Origin of the sequence: Candidatus Chlorohelix allophototropha, from assembly GCF_030389965.1 — a bacterium.
In the GTDB taxonomy this organism is placed as follows: Bacteria; Chloroflexota; Chloroflexia; order Chloroheliales; family Chloroheliaceae; genus Chlorohelix; species Chlorohelix allophototropha.
The window spans coordinates 115,789-133,674 of the sequence record NZ_CP128402.1; the positions used below are offsets into that span (position 1 = coordinate 115,789).

The 17,886-nt window shown below is 43.6% G+C and carries 13 protein-coding genes and 1 pseudogene; 3 read left to right on the top strand and 11 right to left on the bottom strand.

Going from position 1 to position 17,886, the window contains the following annotated elements:
• Positions 1 to 190: 190 nt before the first annotated feature.
• The 9 genes from OZ401_RS24995 to mads1 form a co-directional block, all read right to left on the bottom strand.
• On the bottom strand, positions 191 to 1,006 hold the full coding sequence (locus tag OZ401_RS24995) for a phosphoadenosine phosphosulfate reductase domain-containing protein (protein ID WP_341472274.1): 816 nt from the start codon (positions 1,004 to 1,006) through the stop codon (positions 191 to 193).
• A gap of 10 nt (positions 1,007 to 1,016) precedes the next feature.
• A complete protein-coding gene (locus tag OZ401_RS25000; RefSeq protein WP_341472275.1) occupies positions 1,017 to 3,161 on the bottom strand; it encodes a hypothetical protein in 2,145 nt (714 codons plus the stop codon).
• Positions 3,158 to 5,590 (bottom strand): sensor histidine kinase, encoded by a 2,433-nt coding sequence (locus OZ401_RS25005; RefSeq protein ID WP_341472276.1) that lies wholly within the window; start codon positions 5,588 to 5,590, stop codon positions 3,158 to 3,160. Before OZ401_RS25005 ends, OZ401_RS25000 begins: the two co-directional genes overlap by 4 nt.
• Positions 5,590 to 9,084, bottom strand: a complete 3,495-nt coding sequence (locus OZ401_RS25010) for a hypothetical protein (RefSeq protein ID WP_341472131.1) — start codon at positions 9,082 to 9,084, stop codon at positions 5,590 to 5,592. The genes OZ401_RS25005 and OZ401_RS25010 overlap by 1 nt, the downstream gene beginning before the upstream one ends.
• On the bottom strand, positions 9,077 to 9,997 hold the full coding sequence (locus OZ401_RS25015; protein ID WP_341472132.1) for a DUF4007 family protein: 921 nt from the start codon (positions 9,995 to 9,997) through the stop codon (positions 9,077 to 9,079). Before OZ401_RS25015 ends, OZ401_RS25010 begins: the two co-directional genes overlap by 8 nt.
• The gene (locus OZ401_RS25020; RefSeq protein ID WP_341472133.1) at positions 9,994 to 11,163 is read right to left on the bottom strand and encodes a cysteine desulfurase family protein; all 1,170 of its coding nucleotides are present in this window, start codon (positions 11,161 to 11,163) and stop codon (positions 9,994 to 9,996) included. The genes OZ401_RS25015 and OZ401_RS25020 overlap by 4 nt, the downstream gene beginning before the upstream one ends.
• Before the next feature lie 450 nt (positions 11,164 to 11,613).
• Entirely contained in the window at positions 11,614 to 11,853 is a 240-nt protein-coding gene (locus OZ401_RS25985) for an HTH domain-containing protein (RefSeq protein WP_425607653.1), read from the bottom strand.
• Positions 11,850 to 13,130, bottom strand: a complete 1,281-nt coding sequence (locus OZ401_RS25025) for an ATP-binding protein (protein WP_341472134.1) — start codon at positions 13,128 to 13,130, stop codon at positions 11,850 to 11,852. The genes OZ401_RS25985 and OZ401_RS25025 overlap by 4 nt, the downstream gene beginning before the upstream one ends.
• Positions 13,131 to 13,133: 3 nt before the next feature.
• Positions 13,134 to 13,343, bottom strand: coding sequence for a methylation-associated defense system helix-turn-helix domain-containing protein MAD1 (mads1, locus tag OZ401_RS25030; RefSeq protein WP_341472135.1), 210 nt, complete (start codon positions 13,341 to 13,343; stop codon positions 13,134 to 13,136).
• Between the two features lie 358 nt (positions 13,344 to 13,701).
• Between mads1 and OZ401_RS25035 the strand changes: the two genes are divergently transcribed.
• From OZ401_RS25035 to OZ401_RS25990, 3 genes and pseudogenes are all read left to right on the top strand, one after another.
• Complete coding sequence (locus OZ401_RS25035; protein WP_341472136.1) at positions 13,702 to 14,043, top strand: transposase; 342 nt, start codon at positions 13,702 to 13,704, stop codon at positions 14,041 to 14,043.
• Between the two features lie 170 nt (positions 14,044 to 14,213).
• Positions 14,214 to 14,690, top strand: a pseudogene (locus OZ401_RS25040) (IS701 family transposase); the annotation flags it as partial.
• Between the two features lie 227 nt (positions 14,691 to 14,917).
• The gene (locus OZ401_RS25990; protein ID WP_425607650.1) at positions 14,918 to 15,445 is read left to right on the top strand and encodes a hypothetical protein; all 528 of its coding nucleotides are present in this window, start codon (positions 14,918 to 14,920) and stop codon (positions 15,443 to 15,445) included.
• On the opposite strand, the gene OZ401_RS25050 is transcribed toward OZ401_RS25990, so the two are convergent.
• Together OZ401_RS25050 and OZ401_RS25055 are read right to left on the bottom strand one after the other, a co-directional pair.
• Positions 15,439 to 16,197 (bottom strand): ParB/RepB/Spo0J family partition protein, encoded by a 759-nt coding sequence (locus OZ401_RS25050; protein WP_341472137.1) that lies wholly within the window; start codon positions 16,195 to 16,197, stop codon positions 15,439 to 15,441. The two genes, OZ401_RS25990 and OZ401_RS25050, sit on opposite strands and share 7 nt — an antisense overlap.
• Before the next feature lie 207 nt (positions 16,198 to 16,404).
• A complete protein-coding gene (locus OZ401_RS25055) occupies positions 16,405 to 17,388 on the bottom strand; it encodes a Fic family protein (RefSeq protein WP_341472138.1) in 984 nt (327 codons plus the stop codon).
• Positions 17,389 to 17,886: the final 498 nt, after the last annotated feature.

Here is a 17,886-nt window from a genome sequence, read left to right on the forward strand (position 1 = left end):
CATTTTCGGTTGCGGGATGTTCGAATTGGAGTGGGACCACCCCTGCACGCATAGCTGACCGCCTGATAAATTCATCATACATGTTTTCATTATGCGGAACTGGCCCATATTGCCGGAGAAAGCGAATCCAATTATATGCCTGTGTCTTTAGATCCTTCATTAGTTACCACTTAATCAATTAAAGGTAAGGTTAAATTGAACAAATAAGACATCCCTCAGGTTCATCAATCTCCTCATAATTTACTACACCACCAAGTGTTTCGACTAAAGTGAGATTTTTACGTTGTGTAAGCTTACGTGCTTGCGAAGCTTCCCATTTTGCCTTTATCTCGGCTATGCGTTCAGGGCGCTCAAGACTGGCCAGAGACTCCGACTCTTGCCAGAAAAATTCTTCACCATGCAAAACACTTTGTTCCTCATAGCGCTTGGCCTCTTCAAACAAATCAGGATGTGTTTCTTTAAGACGTACCCATTCTATTTTTTGCTGATAAAAACAGAAAAAACAACCGGAGCGGGTGCGACCCCAGGTTGTATACTGGGGGAGTCCAAGCCCAGATTCCTCTAAAATACGAAAAATATCAGCTTTTACTAACCCATCTTCTCGAAAAGGATAAACAGTTTGGATATTTGGCTTGGTACTGATGTAACCTGTACGTTTCTCGTCAGCACGTAACGCAACATAGTTAATAACCGGATCGCTGCCCACGTAATGCTCAAAAGGTTTTAGTTTAAGATTTTTTGTGCACCAGCGACGGTGATTCGAAGGTAACATGCCACCGTAAACTGTCAGCCAATGATCGAAATTATCCACCCTGGAAGTTTTGGTAATCGGCTTACCCAAAATAGCTTGGAGTCGGCCCAGATATTCGATGGTTTCCGGAAGTTCTTTATCTGTATCGTGAAAAATGTACTCCATTTCAGGAATACGATCCCTCATATATATAGCTAATGCTGCACTGTCTTTACCACCTGAAAGACTAAGTATGTGTCGTATTGGTTTATCCATTATCTATCCCTCAGTTAGTAGGATCAATGTTGATAATTAGTATTTTTTGTTTAGCTTTTTTTTCTTTATCTTCGTCTGTTAACCCATTACCTAACATGAGAACCCAATCAGGGTTTAAAAGACTTTGTAATTTACCTGCACTGGGAAGGTTGTGCTGTGATATCCAAAGATTACCCCATTGTTGAAAATCATTTAAAACATTTGCCAAAACTGGATTACGTTTTCCCTCTTTACCTTCTTCATATCTGTTAGATAATACATTTCTGATTTTTTCTACAAGTGATAAGGTTAACATAAACTTAGAGCCATCCCTAATGCTAATAATACCAGCACTTTCAGCATCATCTAAATGAACTTCTTCAAAGTTCCCACCATTTTGTAGTAAAAGTTTGATATTTGCTTGTCGGTAAATGGGAGGTGCTACTGGCAGCCCAACTCGGGTGAGATCTGCCGCGAAGCTACGCTGAATTTCTAATGCGAAAGGTAAACGGAGACGAGCTTTTCGATCAAGGTTTGCCTCGTTGTACCATTTCATAAAACTACCATAATGAATAGATCTGACTTTTTTTGGTTCCCATATAATCCTGTAAGCTTGATTCTCGTGTGTAAACAATTCTGTACGAGGACCACGGTTTTCTTTGCTACTAACGGGTTGCAATTCCCCTTCTATTAATAGAATGGCTTGTTCTGAATCTATCTTACGTTTACCTTTATTTGGAGTAAACGTAAGATCACATTCATTATTAATAATCATATATAGTTTTGGTAAGCTCTCCTCATAGTTTTTAGATAATAAACTTGGGCTCTCAGTAAGTGGCTTATTAGGTTTTACTAGTTCATTATCTGTAGGTGTCACTTGCTCTGAAATTGAGAATAATTGGCTTTTTTCGGTCTCAGTAATTGGAGGTATTTCTTGCTTGTTTTCTATCACTGCCAAGTTATTTGTAGTTTCAAACAAAGACTCTTCTAGTTCTTCACCTATAGTAATAGCTTGCTCTAATGGAGTAGGCTGGGTTGTTTGTCCTAGAAATACATCACCTAAGCTCAAGTATGGCTCTATACTGTCTGGATCTGAAACTTTATTGGGAATTTTGGGATGCGGACTAACAGTGCCTACTTCTGTATCAAAAAGGGCATGCTGATATATTTCTGCCAATCGTATGGAAGGAGGGGTGTGAATTGGGATAGCATGGGTGAAATCGGCAACATTTAGCTTATCACGTGTATCTTTTAGACCTTTGTCAAAAAGGAGATAACTAAAATATGAGCTAAATAGCCAGAACATATAGCTTCCTAAGGGTTCACCCTCCTCTTGGAGACATAAGCTCTGTATAAAGGCATAGTCGTTCAGGGTCAATTCCTTGATATGTTCAGTGAATATTGATTTAACTTCATCTATTTTCTTACACACACTGTCGACAAAGTCTTGCATATGATGACCAACTGGTAAGGAAAGGGCATACATTTGCAAGTTCATGGTAAGTTTGAACAGGTCGCGTAAATCCTGCTTGTGTACAGCGTAAAACATACCACCCAATAAACCTGATCTTTTCCGGAAATCATCCTTTTCCTCAACAACACCTGGTCGACTTGACATTAGTACCACTAAGGGCTTAGTCGCTTGTCGTGCTTCATACGCTGTAAATATTTCCTTTGCCTTTCTTACTGCAGGTTCAACTATATCTACGCCTGTTGTAGAAGGGTTTAAATGCCAGTCAAGAAAAAATATGTTAATCGATGTATCGTTGATTTCGTCTCCGGGGGTAAATGTTTGCACCTTAAGATTGAAATTTTTTTCCAGGTGATTTTTGATAGGATCTAACAAAGCAGTACGTTGGTCTATCCATATTCCTAATTCGGACTCCCGCCAGATTTTATCTAGAGCTGGATACTTATTACGCTGACTCAGGAACTTGCATATAAATGTAATTGTGATTTGTTCAAATCCAACAACACTGTCATCAAAGCTCTCAAGCTCGGAAAATGCAGTATCCTCATTCTGAATAGCTGCCCAAAGATTCTCAGCGTTATAACTACTTATTTCTAACTGTTCAAGGGGTATATAGTCATCATCGATAATGCCTACATTAGTTATTCCATGTTTAGCAAGTAGAGTAGTAACATGGTTCTCTGCGTTGGTAGCACTATTGGTCATGCTGTCACGCCTCCAAGAGTAAGTACAAATGTATTATATGTTCCATCAGGTTCTGTGGTTTTTTCTGCAAGAAAAACATCTTCTCCATGATACTTGGCTATCTCACGAGCGATAAAAAGCCCTAAACCTTTTCCCTGACCTGGGGGTTTTGTGCTAACGAATGCTTCAAATATTCGCTCTTTCAGCCCTGGGAGGATTCCTGGTCCATTATCAGTTACTCTAAGCTCTTTCGCTGTAGCATCGACAGTAACCTTAATTTCTGCTTTGAAGGTTGGATCAAGCATTCGTTGCTGACGTAGCCAATAAATAGAATTGGTGATCAAATTGTCAAGGATTTGCATCATCATTCCTTTTACAGCATTGATCATAAATTTGTTGATCTTTGAAGAAGGTTCTAACTCTAATATGGGTGTAATCTGCTCATTAGCAAAAGGAATTTGTTTTGATTCAAAAATATCACGAATCACATTGATCAAATCAAATTTTTCCTTGCGCTGTCGGCCAGCTGTACTTAGTTGGTCAAGGATCTGGAGGCGCTTCTGTAAGGTTTTGAGCTGCACTTCAAGGGTTCGGATAAGTGCGTCTTGTGAGTTTGGAGAGCTACCTTCCCGAACATTAGCAAGAGTTAACAAAGCGTGTTCTGTTGCACGATTAAGCTCATGCGCAAGCACTTCTACTGACAACCCTATTCCCGCCAAGTTTAAAAGCTGTCTGCGACCCTGCTCGTATTCAGAGGCGATTACCTGAACCTCTTGCATAATTTCTCGCAAGTGCGAACTTGATGTTCGAATTTCGTTGAAAAGAGACCCTTCCCTTTTAATTTCAGGAACTCGCCCGGCTAATTTATCTAAATTGATCCGAAGTTGTCGATCTTCATCTTCTACCCTCTTCTCAAGTTCTTCAATAAGTACTGGTTCTCGTGCGCTAAGCTCTTTATCCGTTTTATCGAGAAATGCACGTAATTCCATTTGGATTACATATTTTAATAACGAAATTAATACAAACTTTTCCTCAGAGTCTCGAAGTCCCTCACGGTTTGACTGGTCTATTAACTCAGAATTCAGGACACTTGTGATATTTAAACGCCCAATCAATTGTGCGCGATTAACTTTATAACCAGATGAGCTAAATGCTCTACGATCTAGATCGAGCCAGTCATCACGTAAATCACCGTAAGGTAATACACGAAAACCGTCCCGGAAAACCATAATTCCGCCACCCCATTCTCGTACTAGGTTGGCAACAGTATTGCGATCACCAATTCCTTCAAGTGCAGTCAGTATCCGCCGGTTATACCAATAAATTTCTAAATTGAATGGTCCAAGGGATTTCAGTAGTCGCATTCGTTCCATACCCTCAGAGGGTAAAAGATTGTTTGTAAGATCTAATGATTTCTTAACTCTGGGTTTTTCTAAAGGGTTTAGTACTACAGAAATTAGATGGGCACCCTCAAGTGCAAAGTATTGTTGTCGCTCTCTATAACGTACAGAACCAGATAATCTCATCTCGCCATTGCTCTGCTGTATAAATTGTGCCTTGACAATAGCATGAGCATTCTCAAGTAAAAGGTTTTTGAATCGCGGAATTATTACTGGTTCTTGGTTGAATCGAAGCTGGATGGGAAATATGGTGGTTTCAGTAAATGGATCGGTTAGCTTACTGAACTCCTGTATGGCTAAGGTTTCAAGTCTGTCTTTAGACCATGCTGAAGTCAACCAACTAATTCGAATAATTGTGCCAGATACACTAGTGTCCCTTTTAGACGCGCCAAGATGGGGTTCAATTTTGAATTCGCTTAAAAGTGCATCGGAATCGTGAGAAAAAACCGACCAATCTATGTCTAGGACATTCCATTTGCTTTCATCTGCCTGTGTTGATTCCACATGTAATTGGGTACCAAGTCGCATTGCAGACAAACGTCCTATACCTTTTTCACCCAGCAATGGCCGCCCGCTTGAATTGTTATGCCCTTTATCACGTAATAAACGTCGAGACCTTGTACCAATTGTTAGATACACATCATTAAGTGTTTGGAGAGACATCCCCTCACCAGTATCGCTGACAACTATTGAATTACTTTCTGTTAGTACACGCAGAAGATCAGGCCAGGTTTCTGCTTCCAAAATAGTCTGACGGAACTCCTGTATATTAGGTACAGTCATGTCAATAGTAGCTAACGCTGTCTGCTTAAATGCTTCAATTGAAGTGACGGCACCAGAGTCACTTTCTACACTAATGTCTTGGCTACGTGAATATTCAATAAAATTCAATAAAATTGAATGGGGAATGCGGACAGTTACGTCAATCGTAACGCGTTTCGAACCGGCATCAAATGCATTTTTAACCAACTCAAAAAGTGCCACACCGTCTGAACTGATAAGTTCAGCACCTAAGTGGAGGAGGGTTCGAGCAGCAACTTGAAATGGCACTATGCACCTCCTCCCTGTGGAACTACATCAGATTTGTCTTTTTTATTCAGGCTTTGTTCAAGCAACTGTACTAAAATTGCTAAACGTAATTCTTCAGATTCTGGTAATAAGCCTTGCAGTTCTGAAACTTTGTTTTTTACTTCCAATTCGATTTCAGGTCTAACCTGAACAACTTGCATAGCTTCCATTCCATTAGAATGAGTTAAACCCACACGAACGGCTGGGCCACTAGTTGTATAGTTGTGTTGTGAGAAGGTAATAGCTTCTAACCGTTGGAATGTATTACAAAGAATTTCAATCTCTTCGCCAGCTTTTTTCTCATCACCCGGTAGCCAGTTTCGGGTAGGTTTAGCTATAACAAAGCTTCCTAATGCTTCTGCCCATGAGTCAGAGTTAAGTCTTGTATCCCCTAACCGCAAAGCGAAAGTTCGCAGTCGAGATTCAGAAGCTGCAACAGCAACGTTTGTTGCACGACTAGCAATACGCTCTCGATCGATAGCTCCTTCACCCTCACCTAGAGCATTGGCAACTTTTGAGCGAATCCGTTCAAGCAATAACGGATAAGTATTGCGGAGGTCATTTAGTGCTTGTTGCAATAGTGTAACAAACTTTTCAATTCGTTCAGTATCCGGCGTTTCCTCGGCAGAGAAGCTTTCAACACCGCAGGCTTCAGGTAATTCTTTGAAAAGCAGCGGCCTAGGCTCACGCGCTTTAAATAGAACTTCGCGTACTCGAGAAGCAATGGTGGGAAGATTTACAGTTCGTCTGGTATATTCTGGAAGTTCTGCCGCAAAGTTAATAAACGATCTTACGACATCTAACAATTCAAGATCTTTATCTGGGGAGTCTACAAAAATTCTCGCCAATCTGTTGAAAAGTCTCACACGAACGCCCGCAACACGCACCATTTGGAATTCAAAAGTTGCAGGAGCCTTGATAAGACGAAGAAAATTGGATGGATTCAGACCTGTTATGAATGTACCATTTTCGTAAACTGCTAACTCATGGGAGTGTCCAGCAACCACTATTGCCAATAAAAGCGGAATAACACCCATGCGTATTCCAAATGGTCTGGAAGTAAGTGCAGTAATAATTGTTGGTACAGATACTCGTTGCTCTTGAGCTTCTTCAAGAATATTTAGGATTTTTAGAAGAGCAGGTCGAAGTTGTAATGTATCATTTTCCTCTTCTGGTTCTTCTATTATATATTGCCCATCCAATTCACGGTGGATTACACCTGCTTTTAAGACAGACAAATACATAGATTTTTCTGGGGGTGCTTTGTCTTGATTAATACCCAAAAATGGTTTGTTGGGTGCTTCGAGCATTCTCTCGATTAAACGCATACGTGCATTGGCGGCAGCACTACTCAATATTGATCTATTGAGCAACTCATTCTTTATATATGGAGCATCATTATATAGTTCATCACAAACAGCTGATAAAGTTAGTAATATTCCATGTCCTTGTTCAATAGAGAGAGGTTGTCCTTTACGCCACCACTCAATCTCCATTCCTGTGTCAGCATGACCAAAGCTAATCAATGCTGTCAAGCGATTTCTAAGTGTCCTGCGTGTAGCAGCAATTTCACGGGATACCTCAGCTGAGGCATATATATCATCTGTAAGCTCTGGTGCATTTGATTTTACCCATTCCCAACATCGTACGTCTTGCACCTCATTTCTAAGTCCAATTAATGGAAATGGCACTGCTATTAATATCTCTGGTCGAGAAGCTGCCTCTGATCCTTGCGCAAATTCTCTAGCTTTAATTTGTTCAGATGGGGTATCGCATAGTGCTACTACAACCAAGCCGTCCGCTGCCGTAGGTCGTATGGCATCTTTACTTAAAGATGTGAAATCTGTATATCTGACCTCAAAATATCGCATAGTACCAGTTTTAATGTAATGACGGCGAGCCAGCAAAGTGGGAACAGGAACATCTAAATAATTTGGCAAATGTATTGCAACCTGCTCTATTGGACCCAAAGCTCTCTTCGCATCTTCAAATCGTGTTTCTAGGTTAATGCTTGTAGTAGACCAAAGACGATACCCTCCTGCAGTACCCCGCTTAAAAAGTAAACCACGGTCTTTTAATTTAGCTATGGCAGTCTCTACCTTATATGTTGGATCGTTGTCAACAGTGGCTGATAACAAGGCTACATCTGTAGCTAAATATTGTTCAGAATCTATAAGATTAAGCACTGCTACTGTTTTAAGAATAGCTAGTGCAACTTCATCGTTTATGTCAGCGCTATCTAAAATATCGACTATTCGTAACCATTGGCTACGGAAACTTGCTCCGTCTAAACGATGTCCGAAATTTGCACGGATATAATCGTAAAAGTTCGAAAGGCGGTAATAGCCACCTGCTTTTATTGGGCGTTCCGCAAAAGCTTGTAAACCGTATGGTTCGGTAGAAAGAAGAAAGCCAAACAAAGAGCGCTCATGCTGTCCAAAGCGGGAGAAAAAATTAATAAGTACAGGAATAACCGTTGGATGTAGAGGATAAAGCTTAAGTAAATTAAGCTCACTCAATGTATTGCCAGCCGTGCTATACCAACCTGTAGAGAGGGTTGACTTTATAATTGTTTCCGCATTATGAATGATTTCTTGAGGTAATTGTTCAGTTATAACATTTAATGCACTTGAGACGAGGGTTACCGTATGTGTAAGTGGTTGATCAAAAACAATCTCATCAAATCGTCCTGCTACCTTTTCCCATTCGTGGCGAACTGCAGATGGAAGCCGCTCAGCGTAAGCGTGAAATCCTTGATGCAAAAGCCCAACTAAAACAACTGGATGATTTCCGCTCCGCGCGGCCATTTCTGCCAAACGTTGGAGAAGATAGACATCTTCTCGGTCAGGATAAAGCGCTGCATATTCTAAAAGTTTTCCCATTTCATCCAGAACAAGCAGTACACCTGAATAACCTGGAATATTAGCTAAATCTCTAATTAGCTCAAGAAGCTCTTGATTATCTCCACTATTTTGAAGTCTCTTAGCACGTTCTTTTAGAAGGTCTCTAATATCATTTTGGCTTAGCAGACAATCTAGACTCCACAATATTCCCCGTGCAATAGCAGAGACTAAACCCTCGCGTGCTCCTGTAACAATTACTGGTATTAACTTGAGGTTAAGAAGCTTTGAATTTGCATTTTCAATAGCTAACCGCGCTGGAGTAACAGCAGGTTTCTCTGGGTTGTAAAGTACATGCGCAAGAAGAAGGGCAAATGAAGATTTACCTGAGCCATAGTCACCAGTAATTCTCCAGGCACGGCGTCCTGAGTTCGGCCGCAGACCTTCCGTTATCCTAATAAGAGATCGCTCCATAGACGGCGTTAAAATGTATTGCTCTAACAACTCAACATCATGAAAATCGCGTTCAATATGTATAGATCTTAGGTAACGGTCTGGGATTCGGAAAAGATTTTGAATCAGTCTATGATCTTCTTCTAGTCCGACTAAAAAATGGGTTTTAGGTTGTTCATCCATGATTGTATCCAGTCTCATAAACTGTCGCCAAAAAGTCATAATCAGGAATATTGTTTCGCGTTACCTGACCTTGCACCGCTGATAATTGGTATTCAAATGGTTGAGCTACACCAGACATTACATACAATTCAAGGCGTGTTCTCAAATCATCCTCTGGTAGCTTGAATACTTGGCCTATACTACACTCTGCGACAGCAATATCTCGGAATGTAAGGGTTCTTTCGGTTTGATGCCACCTGTTCCAATAGTCATCTAAGCAATATTCGAATACAGCCTTTGTCAATTCAGGTTTGGCCTCTCGACGGAACAAATAAACATCCTCTAAAGGTCCTTTCAAACCTATTCGTCGTTGGCCTGATTGCCTCAATAGAGCAAGTTCAACAAACGGACTGTCCAGAGAATCTTCAATAGCTGTCCGTTTTTGTGACGGTAAATATGTACGAAGAAATATATCCAGATGCTGCGCTAAAGTGACGGAAGAATGTGAATAACCTAGCCGCTTTCCTTCCCGTTCAAATGCCGTTACGACTTCACTTCTACTTAATTCTGGGTACGGCCAGCGATTTAAAAGGAAGTTCCAAGCGAAAATTGGATCAGCCTTTCGGGAGGATAAATGCCAATGGAGTAGCCAAAGAGTTTGTATATTCTCAAGATAAGGATCAAACCCATCTTCTGAGAAAACTCTTCTGCCAAAGGTTGTTAAGTTGAACACCTTCTGCTGTCGATTAGGAATTGCCACTCCCATTACTTCAACCCAAAAACGAATTGAGTTAACCATGTTTTTACCAACGCCAAGCTTGACCATTGCTTCTTCGTCATTAGTTAATACAGAAGGATTCTCTGCAATAGCACTACAAGCTTTTGGCAACCAAGTATAGCGACAAATAAAAGTCTCGTGTCCAGAAAATCTCATATAGCTGCAATTGCCCTTCGTGTATCTTCTACGGCCGCAGCAAAATAACCTGCTGCGCGCTCGATTTCATCATCAGTTGTAAATTTGCCTAACCCGATACGGAAGGCTCCGTTTTGCAATTCTTCAGCTAAGCCCATAGCGTTAAGAACGTGTGATGGTGTATCCACAGCGGACGTACAAGCAGCCCCCGTTGAAATAGCCAAACGGTTACGTAATCGGGCTAACACCGCGTCATTAGGTACATCAGGTAATGACAAATGTAAGTTGTGACTAAGTCTGTTTGAACGATCACCATTTACTTCCAACCCACTAATAGTGCTGAGTAGTAGGGCTTCTAAATGATTGCGTTGCGCTGCGATTCTAGGTTCATCTTGAATCATTTCCATTTGTCGCAAACGACATGCCTCACCCAGTCCAACGATACCTGGAACATTAGGGGTTCCATTTCCAGTACTTCGCAATCGACCATGACTGTATCGAATAGAAATGTTTGGAAGTGTAACTAATGCGCCTATTCCTTTAGGCCCATACATTTTGTGCCCGCTAACTGTCAGATAGGTAATCCCCCAATCAACTGCGAAAATAGGAATATGTCCAGCAGCTTGTGTTGCATCAATTAAGATTGATGCATTCGCTGAACTCGCAATTTGGGCAATTTGTTCAATTGGGTATAATGTACCTACTTCGTTGTTAGCAGCCATTACACATACCAGATCAATCCCTGAGGCACAAGCAGATTTCAATGCCTCCAAATCTAGACGAGCAAAGTTGTCAACGGGTAGCCATGTGACAACAACATTCCCGTTGTCTTCTTGCAACGATATCGCATCTAAAACTGCTCTATGCTCCACTGCAGATAAAGCTACCCGTAAAGGTATATCTCTATGTGGTCGATTGGAAACAGCATGAGCTATCGCTAGTTGAATTGCTTCGCTCGCTCCTGTTGTAAAGTGTACACCATCTGGATCACCACCGATTAATTTGGCAACCTCGCATTGTGCGGCAACAACCATTTTGGCAGCCATATCACCAAAGACGTGATCTACGCTATTTGGGTTACCATACCCAGTTGTCATAGTGTGAAGAATTACTGCTACAACCCTAGGATCAACTTGAGTACTAGCATGGTTATCTAAATATATCGGTTTCTCTTCAACATTAGACATAATCATTATCATTCCAAAAGTTTCTAAAAATTTGACTTACTAGGTTATCTTCACTACCTTTGCACTTTATATTAGTGGTATAGTTTTGTAATGACACCCTACAACCTATTGTAGGGTGTCATTACAAAATCAACTAAAAATGTCAAAAGTGCAAAGGTAGTGTTATCTTAATAAATATGAAAGATTTTATTTTGAAACCCGTAAAAAGGTAATAGTATTAATCTTCCCCAGCAGCACCTGTTATTGAACTTGGAAATTGTGTAGTAAACAGTTGCACAAGATGTATAACACACATATACCATTTATGCATTATTGCTTTTTTGCACTTTTACATCGATGCAAAACTAGGAGCAATACCATTTCCAAAATAACGGGTGCAGCCATACGCCGTAGTAATCACCAAAAATCGGTGAGCTTTGATATTAAATCGGTGAAATTTTTCACCGATTCTTACCCGATTAGCCTGTAACGTAAGCTTCTGGCAGAACCCTGGGTGTGTATCAAACCGAGTTCTCTCAACTTTTTGAGATCCTCTTTTGCAGTTCGATCAGAGACATTAAAAGCTTTTTCATATTCCTGGCGAGACAGCGATTCACTACCGGTTAGCATAAGCAAAAATTGACGCTGACGTTGATTAAGATCTTCCAGCTGGGCCGGGCTGAAAGGCAGAGCTGAGAGACTTGGATTCAGGCGGTAGTTGTAGTGGCGTTAGGAACGTCAAAGTCTGGCCCGCTCAGGGTGACGAAAAGGCTGTATCCCTGGTCATCAAAGCGAGGGGAGCGCAAACCAGCTGCAGTCATTAGTTCCACCACGCGCCGCACTTCGGTGCCTTGAGCCTCAATATATCCAATATGGTACAGCAACTCACCCAGTTTACGGTTGCGAAAACGACTGGTGGTTAATAGGTTAGCCACTGTCATACCTGGTAGTAAGCCGCCGGGACTATCTATCTCGATGCGATTGCTAAATACCTGGCAGCGAATAGCCGAATCGGTCATCGTGAAGTCGCGATGCACTACGGCGTTCGCTAAAACTTCTCGCACCGCTTCTGCAGGATACTCATCTTCATCAATGCGACGCAGTCCCTCGATACGAGCCGGATTGCGGGTGTTGCGCTGCACGAACTCAAATGCGGTATCTATCATGTCCGGTACGGTTCCGGTGATAATGGCCTGATCCAGGAACCTGAGTACGGTGGTATCTACAAACCGGGCCGCTTTGATTGTATGGAAGGGGAAGAACTTTTGCGGCTCTTTACCGAAGAACAGTAGGCAAGCCACTGTTGGAACATCCTGTGGTGCTATCAGCTCAAGCTTGCGCAATAGCTCCACCTTATCAATACTGCGAGGAATGCGCGATAAACGGGCCTCTTCCCGTCGCTCCAAGTAGCGATCAACTTGCTGCCAATCTATATCAGCCAGGGTAGCGCCTGGAACAGGCTGACTTTCATACCGTTCGCCACCACGATGGTGCATCAAGGACAATAATTCCTCGGATCCAATGGGATTTTTCTGGCTACCACGTCGTACTGGGACATTAGGTTTTTTGGAAGGAAGTTCTGCCGAAAATGGAGTTGCTTTGGCGGTCTGTGCGGCTAACTCTACTACCGGCTCAAATAATTCTAGCTGATAATTGTTATTATTATCTAGATCCGTTTCACATAGAACAGTCTGGTAGTGATTTCTGAGCCAATCCGCCAGTTTTAGCAAGGTAGAGGTATTATCCTTAAGGTCGTCAAACTGACAAAGGTTTTTCGAATCTGCCTCCCGTAATGCTGAAAGAATACCAAAATGTACCAGTAAGTGGTGAGCCAGGGGCTGAACTTCCTGCAACCGAATTGCGTAAGTCAGCAATAGTTCCAAAAGGGCCTCTTCAGTGCGACAGGTAGTCTCATCCTGAATAAAACGTTCCTTGAGCCTTTGTCGGTGACCGGTTTTACTTTTCTCTTCTGTCATTGCGCTTACCATGCGCTATCTTATACCCTTCTTGAGTTTATTCGTACCAACTGCTTCGGCTGAACCGGAGCGCACCCAACCATCTACCTCTTCTTTTTTGAATTTCCAGAGGCGGCCTACTTTGTGGCAGGGCATGCTCTTCAGCTCAATCCATTTATATACCGTATCGCGTTTGACGCCGAGGTAAGCGGCAATATCATCCACCGAAAGCCAGCGATCTTCCATATATTCACCGCTTTTTACTGGGGAAATAGTTCGACCTAATTATCATAGGCTACTGGACTCAGACTGTCAACAGGTTTAGTACAATCAGACCGATTGTATTAGTACTTATTGGAAAATGATTTTCTCGTTCAAAGCATTGATTTCTCCAATCTTGTATCCCTTTTGGCGGCCCCGTTGTGACTTGTTGTTAAGGTAGTGTCAGTGAGAAACTTCCGGGTAACCAACTCAACCCTTCTTAAAAGCTTGATTACATACCGCTCGTTGAGTGGTGTTGGAGTGAACCCTGTCAGACCAGACCACAAACTAAGCAATATTTGGTAGAATAAAAGCAGATTAGTTTGCGAAAGGACTGGAAGCAATGAAGGGAAGAACCTTTACCCCGGAATTTAAGTTGAAACTGGTCAGAGCGGTGTTGAGCGGCGAAAAAACCATAATACAACTCTGCCGGGAACATAATCTCAGTGACAGCCTGATCCATAATTGGAAGAAACTCTACCGGGAGAAAGGGGAAGCCGCTTTCACCGCTCCCACCCAATCCCGCACCCTTCCAGTTTCATCGGAACAGTCGGAGTTGGAAGCCTTACGCCAGCGGGTGGGTGAACTGGAACGACTAGCGGGTCAACAGGCCCTGGAAATATCGATCTTAAAAAAAGTCTCGGCGATGCTGAATTGTACCCCGTCGCTCAACGGTGTGAAATAATCACCAGACTATATCGGTTCAGCCAGCAAGAGGGTTTAGGCTACTCGATCAGGCAACTCTGCCGACTGCTGGGGGTAAATCGGGCCTGGTACTACCAGCGCCCTAATACTACAGCCGCACTTAGCAAAGATGTAATCCTGATTGACTAAAAACGTAAAATTAGTCAGGGATATAGTGAAACGGCTGGACGAATTGAAAACTTCCAGATTGGGGTCTTTTTAGCTTACGTCAGCCCTGAGCAAGGTCGTAGCTTGCTTGATCGAGAATTTTACCTGCCACGTGAATGGGCCGAAGATGCAATACGGCGACAAGCGGCCGGCATTCCTATCCAACGAACTTTCGCCACTAAACCAGAACTAGCCCGCCAGATGTTGGAACGGGCGATTAGCACCAAAATACCTTTCAAGTGGGTCACCAGCGACGAAGTCTATGGCGGCAACCGGTGCTTACGGATCTGGCTGGAACAGCACGACATTTTTTTCGCTCTGGCAGTTGCTACTAATGAACCCTTGTTTTATAACCTAAGAAATGGTCAGGGTCCGGGCCAGGCCCAGGCTGATCAAATAGCAAATAGTCTACCGACCGAAGCCTGGCAGCGTTTAAGTTGTGGCGAGGGTGCTAAAGGACCACGGATTTATGACTGGGCATTAGCTCACTAATTTCGGGGAGTGCCTAAAAGTTTGAGTTTAGAGTAGGCAATTAACAAGTCTGAGTTCAAGCCTGCATAAGATTCCTAATTTTTGGCAGGTTTGGAAAGCTGTACCGCGCTCTACCCTGCTAATAAATGCCCAACTTGCCTTTTTTTGAATAGCCCTGAGCTCAAGCAGTCCTACCAAACACTCTAAACTCAAATAAAAGAAGAGAGGCGTAGATTTTGAAAACCTTTTTGCTCTTGCTAATTAGCCTCAGAATTTTAGCAGAACTAAAAGTCACATCTCCCAAAATAGGCACTCCCTTATTTCGAGTAGGTTGGCCGGGAAGAGGGCATTGGCTTTTGGTAAGGCGCAATGTGGCAAAACCCACCGAACGGGCTTATTATGTAATATTCGGACCGGCTGAGGTCAAGTTAAGCGAGTTGGTGGGGGTAGTTGGGCAGCGCTGGCAAATCGAGGAAAGTTTCGAGATTGCCAAGGGGGAATTTGGACTGGATCAATACGAAGTACGCTGTTGGAAAGGCTGGTACCGTCACATAACTTTGGTAATGCTGGCCCAAGCCTATCTGAGTGTAACAAGGTTAGCGGCAGCCAGACAAGAAGCGGCGAATACTGAGGATATTACACCCGGTGGGAGTAAAGCCTGGCTACTTGCGGTCAAATTATTGCCTTTAACCGTTCCGGAAGTACGCAATTTAGTTTGGGAATTAGTTTGGCAAGAGCCTCCTTTTTTAGATGGCGGTTATTGACCAATAATATCTGTCCCCTTAGTAGTTACCTTGCGCCTGAGCGCTTCCACCTTTTGCCGCACCAGACCCGGCGCAACCTTCTGCCTGATTAACTCCAGTAACTCGACCCGTTGTTCTTCTTCCGCTACCACTGCCACTATTCGCGCTACCACCGTAGTGTATTCAGGGTGGTGATTTACCTCCTCCAGGAATTCAGGTGGGGCTTTGGAGAGGAGATGGAGCATATGTGCTCTGGCTTTGCTGAAGCCATACTGCCGGGCGATGGTTTCCAGCGACCAGTGAAGTTCTTTGTGCAAAAGCCGCACCTGGCCGGCCAGCGCCACATTGGAGGGTTCGGCCCGTTTGAAAGTCTCGTTGACCAGGAGCAGTTGCAGCATCTCGTTGTCTGAAATGGGGCGGACGATGGCGGGGAGCTGCGGTACTCTTGCCGCCTGAGCCGCCTTGAGGCGCAGGTGGCCATAAACCGCCTGATAGCGACCTGATTGCTCATTATTTGGTCGGGCCAGCACGGTAAATTCTCGCATTTTCCCGGCCTTAAACAGCCGGGTAAAATATTCCACCAGAGACTGGCAACGTTCCTCGTCCAGTTCGGTGCGGTGGTAACGATAGAAGGGGTTGGGGTCAATTAAGGCCGGGGCTAGGTAGCTGAAATCGCTTCGCGGTACTGGGGCAATCAGGGTTTGTTCCTGTTGGTAAACTGGTTCAGCTTCCGGCTGTTCAGAGTCAGAATGGGGCTTATTGGGTTTTGGCACTTTTGTCACCTCCTGCGGGATTTGTCGAATCTTTCCGGTTCTCTCAGGTTCAGATAGAATCTATCACCGGATGCTATTTGTGACTGCTGTGCATTATCGTCATACCGGTATGACAAAACTATTGAAGTTATTGCCTATTTTTATCATACCGGTATGATGTCCTCAATAGGTCTTTTCTCTTATTTTAGGATATGTATTTGGAATAAATTAGACTTGTTTACGGGGACGTCCTTTTGGCTCCAGTTCCTGGGCTACTTCAGCCTTGTAACGGTCAATATCTGCCAGGGTGCTATACCAGCGTCTACCACGCTTAATAGCCGCCAGCTTCCCTTTGCGTACCAACCAGCCCAGGTAGTCCGCTGAAAATCCGGTTTCTTTGGCCAGTTCGGACAGCGGTTGGTATAGATCTTCCGGTTCCTGGCGACAGGCTTCCAGATACAGGTCAAGCCCCCCTTCTACTGCCCGGCCTACCAGATTGGCGATCGGGCTATAATTACCCAGCGTGGCAGTGTCCAGGGCCCGCAGATAATTTACCCGCCAGTCTCGTAACAACAGGGCCGGTGGGTAACCGGCCTGCATAAGCATCAGGTTAAGGATAAGCCTTCCGGTGCGTCCGTTGCCGTCAAAGAAAGGATGAATAGCCTCAAAATCGTGGTGGGCGATGGCTGCCCGCACGATTGGCTCGAAGGACTGCCCCGACTCTTCCAGCCACTCCAGCCATTCGGCCAGCATTGAGGGTACCTGCCGGGCTGGCGGTGGAATAAGCGTCGCTCCCCGGATGTAAACTGGCCCATCGCGGAAACGCCCGGCGCTTTCATCATCAATTCCCTTCAACACCAGGTGGTGCAAAGCCAGAATGTATTCCAGGGATATTTTCGCATTTCCCTCTACCAGCCGCACCAGAAAATCAAAAGCTTCGGCGTGGTTAGTGGCTTCAAGATATTCCCTGAGGGAATGTCCGCTGACCGTCAGCCCGTTTTCAATTACCATTTGGGTTTCGCGCAGGTTAAGGGTATTACCTTCAATGGCGTTGGAATGATAGGTAAGCACCACCCGTAAATCTCCGTAGAGCCGGTTCAAAATATTGGATTTAAGCGGGCGGTAGCGGTCAAGTTCAGCTTTCTTTTCCTCCAAACGGCGGGCGAGGCGGGGGTCAAGCTTTGGGCGGAGCGGGTTCCGGTGGTCGGACATAACTTTCAACCCTTTCATAGATAATTACCACGAATAGCTAATTATACACTGATTCGTAGTAATTATCTTGCCTTAACGCAAGCAAAACCGTAATAGAAAAGCCAGCGAGAAGTACTAAAAGCATCATACCAGTATGATAAATACCCATTTTTTGCACAATCTACCACCGGCCTTGCTAACCTCTTGATTTCAACTGCTCCTGCCAAATTGACCGTTATCTGGTGCTCCAGTTCAAATATATTTTGTCACCACCTTGTCACCACCTTTTTGTTATCTTCATTTTCATCCCGGCCTAAAAACCGGTGAAAGTGCCAGGGGTGTAAAGACAACGACGATAGTCTGGCGAAGATCTTTTTAGCAACCTGACCCATAACTTTGCCGGCTTAACCCATTTCTCAGTATTACCCTGGCTGGAAACCGGTTGCTTTGTAAACTACCGGGGCAAAAAGAACCTATTACCGGAGAAAATTCCGGGGTACCACAGAAGGAGGAAATTTC

Bases quoted from the DNA above. Each gene is read 5' to 3' on its own strand.
- OZ401_RS24995 (WP_341472274.1), bottom strand. From the start codon at position 1,006: ATGGATAAACCAATACGACACATACTTAGTCTTTCAGGTGGTAAAGAC.
- OZ401_RS25000 (WP_341472275.1), bottom strand. From the start codon at position 3,161: ATGACCAATAGTGCTACCAACGCAGAGAACCATGTTACTACTCTACTT.
- OZ401_RS25010 (WP_341472131.1), bottom strand. From the start codon at position 9,084: ATGGATGAACAACCTAAAACCCATTTTTTAGTCGGACTAGAAGAAGAT.
- OZ401_RS25015 (WP_341472132.1), bottom strand. From the start codon at position 9,997: ATGAGATTTTCTGGACACGAGACTTTTATTTGTCGCTATACTTGGTTG.
- OZ401_RS25020 (WP_341472133.1), bottom strand. From the start codon at position 11,163: ATGTCTAATGTTGAAGAGAAACCGATATATTTAGATAACCATGCTAGT.
- OZ401_RS25025 (WP_341472134.1), bottom strand. From the start codon at position 13,130: ATGGTAAGCGCAATGACAGAAGAGAAAAGTAAAACCGGTCACCGACAA.
- mads1 (WP_341472135.1), bottom strand. From the start codon at position 13,343: ATGGAAGATCGCTGGCTTTCGGTGGATGATATTGCCGCTTACCTCGGC.
- OZ401_RS25035 (WP_341472136.1), top strand. From the start codon at position 13,702: ATGAAGGGAAGAACCTTTACCCCGGAATTTAAGTTGAAACTGGTCAGA.
- OZ401_RS25055 (WP_341472138.1), bottom strand. From the start codon at position 17,388: ATGTCCGACCACCGGAACCCGCTCCGCCCAAAGCTTGACCCCCGCCTC.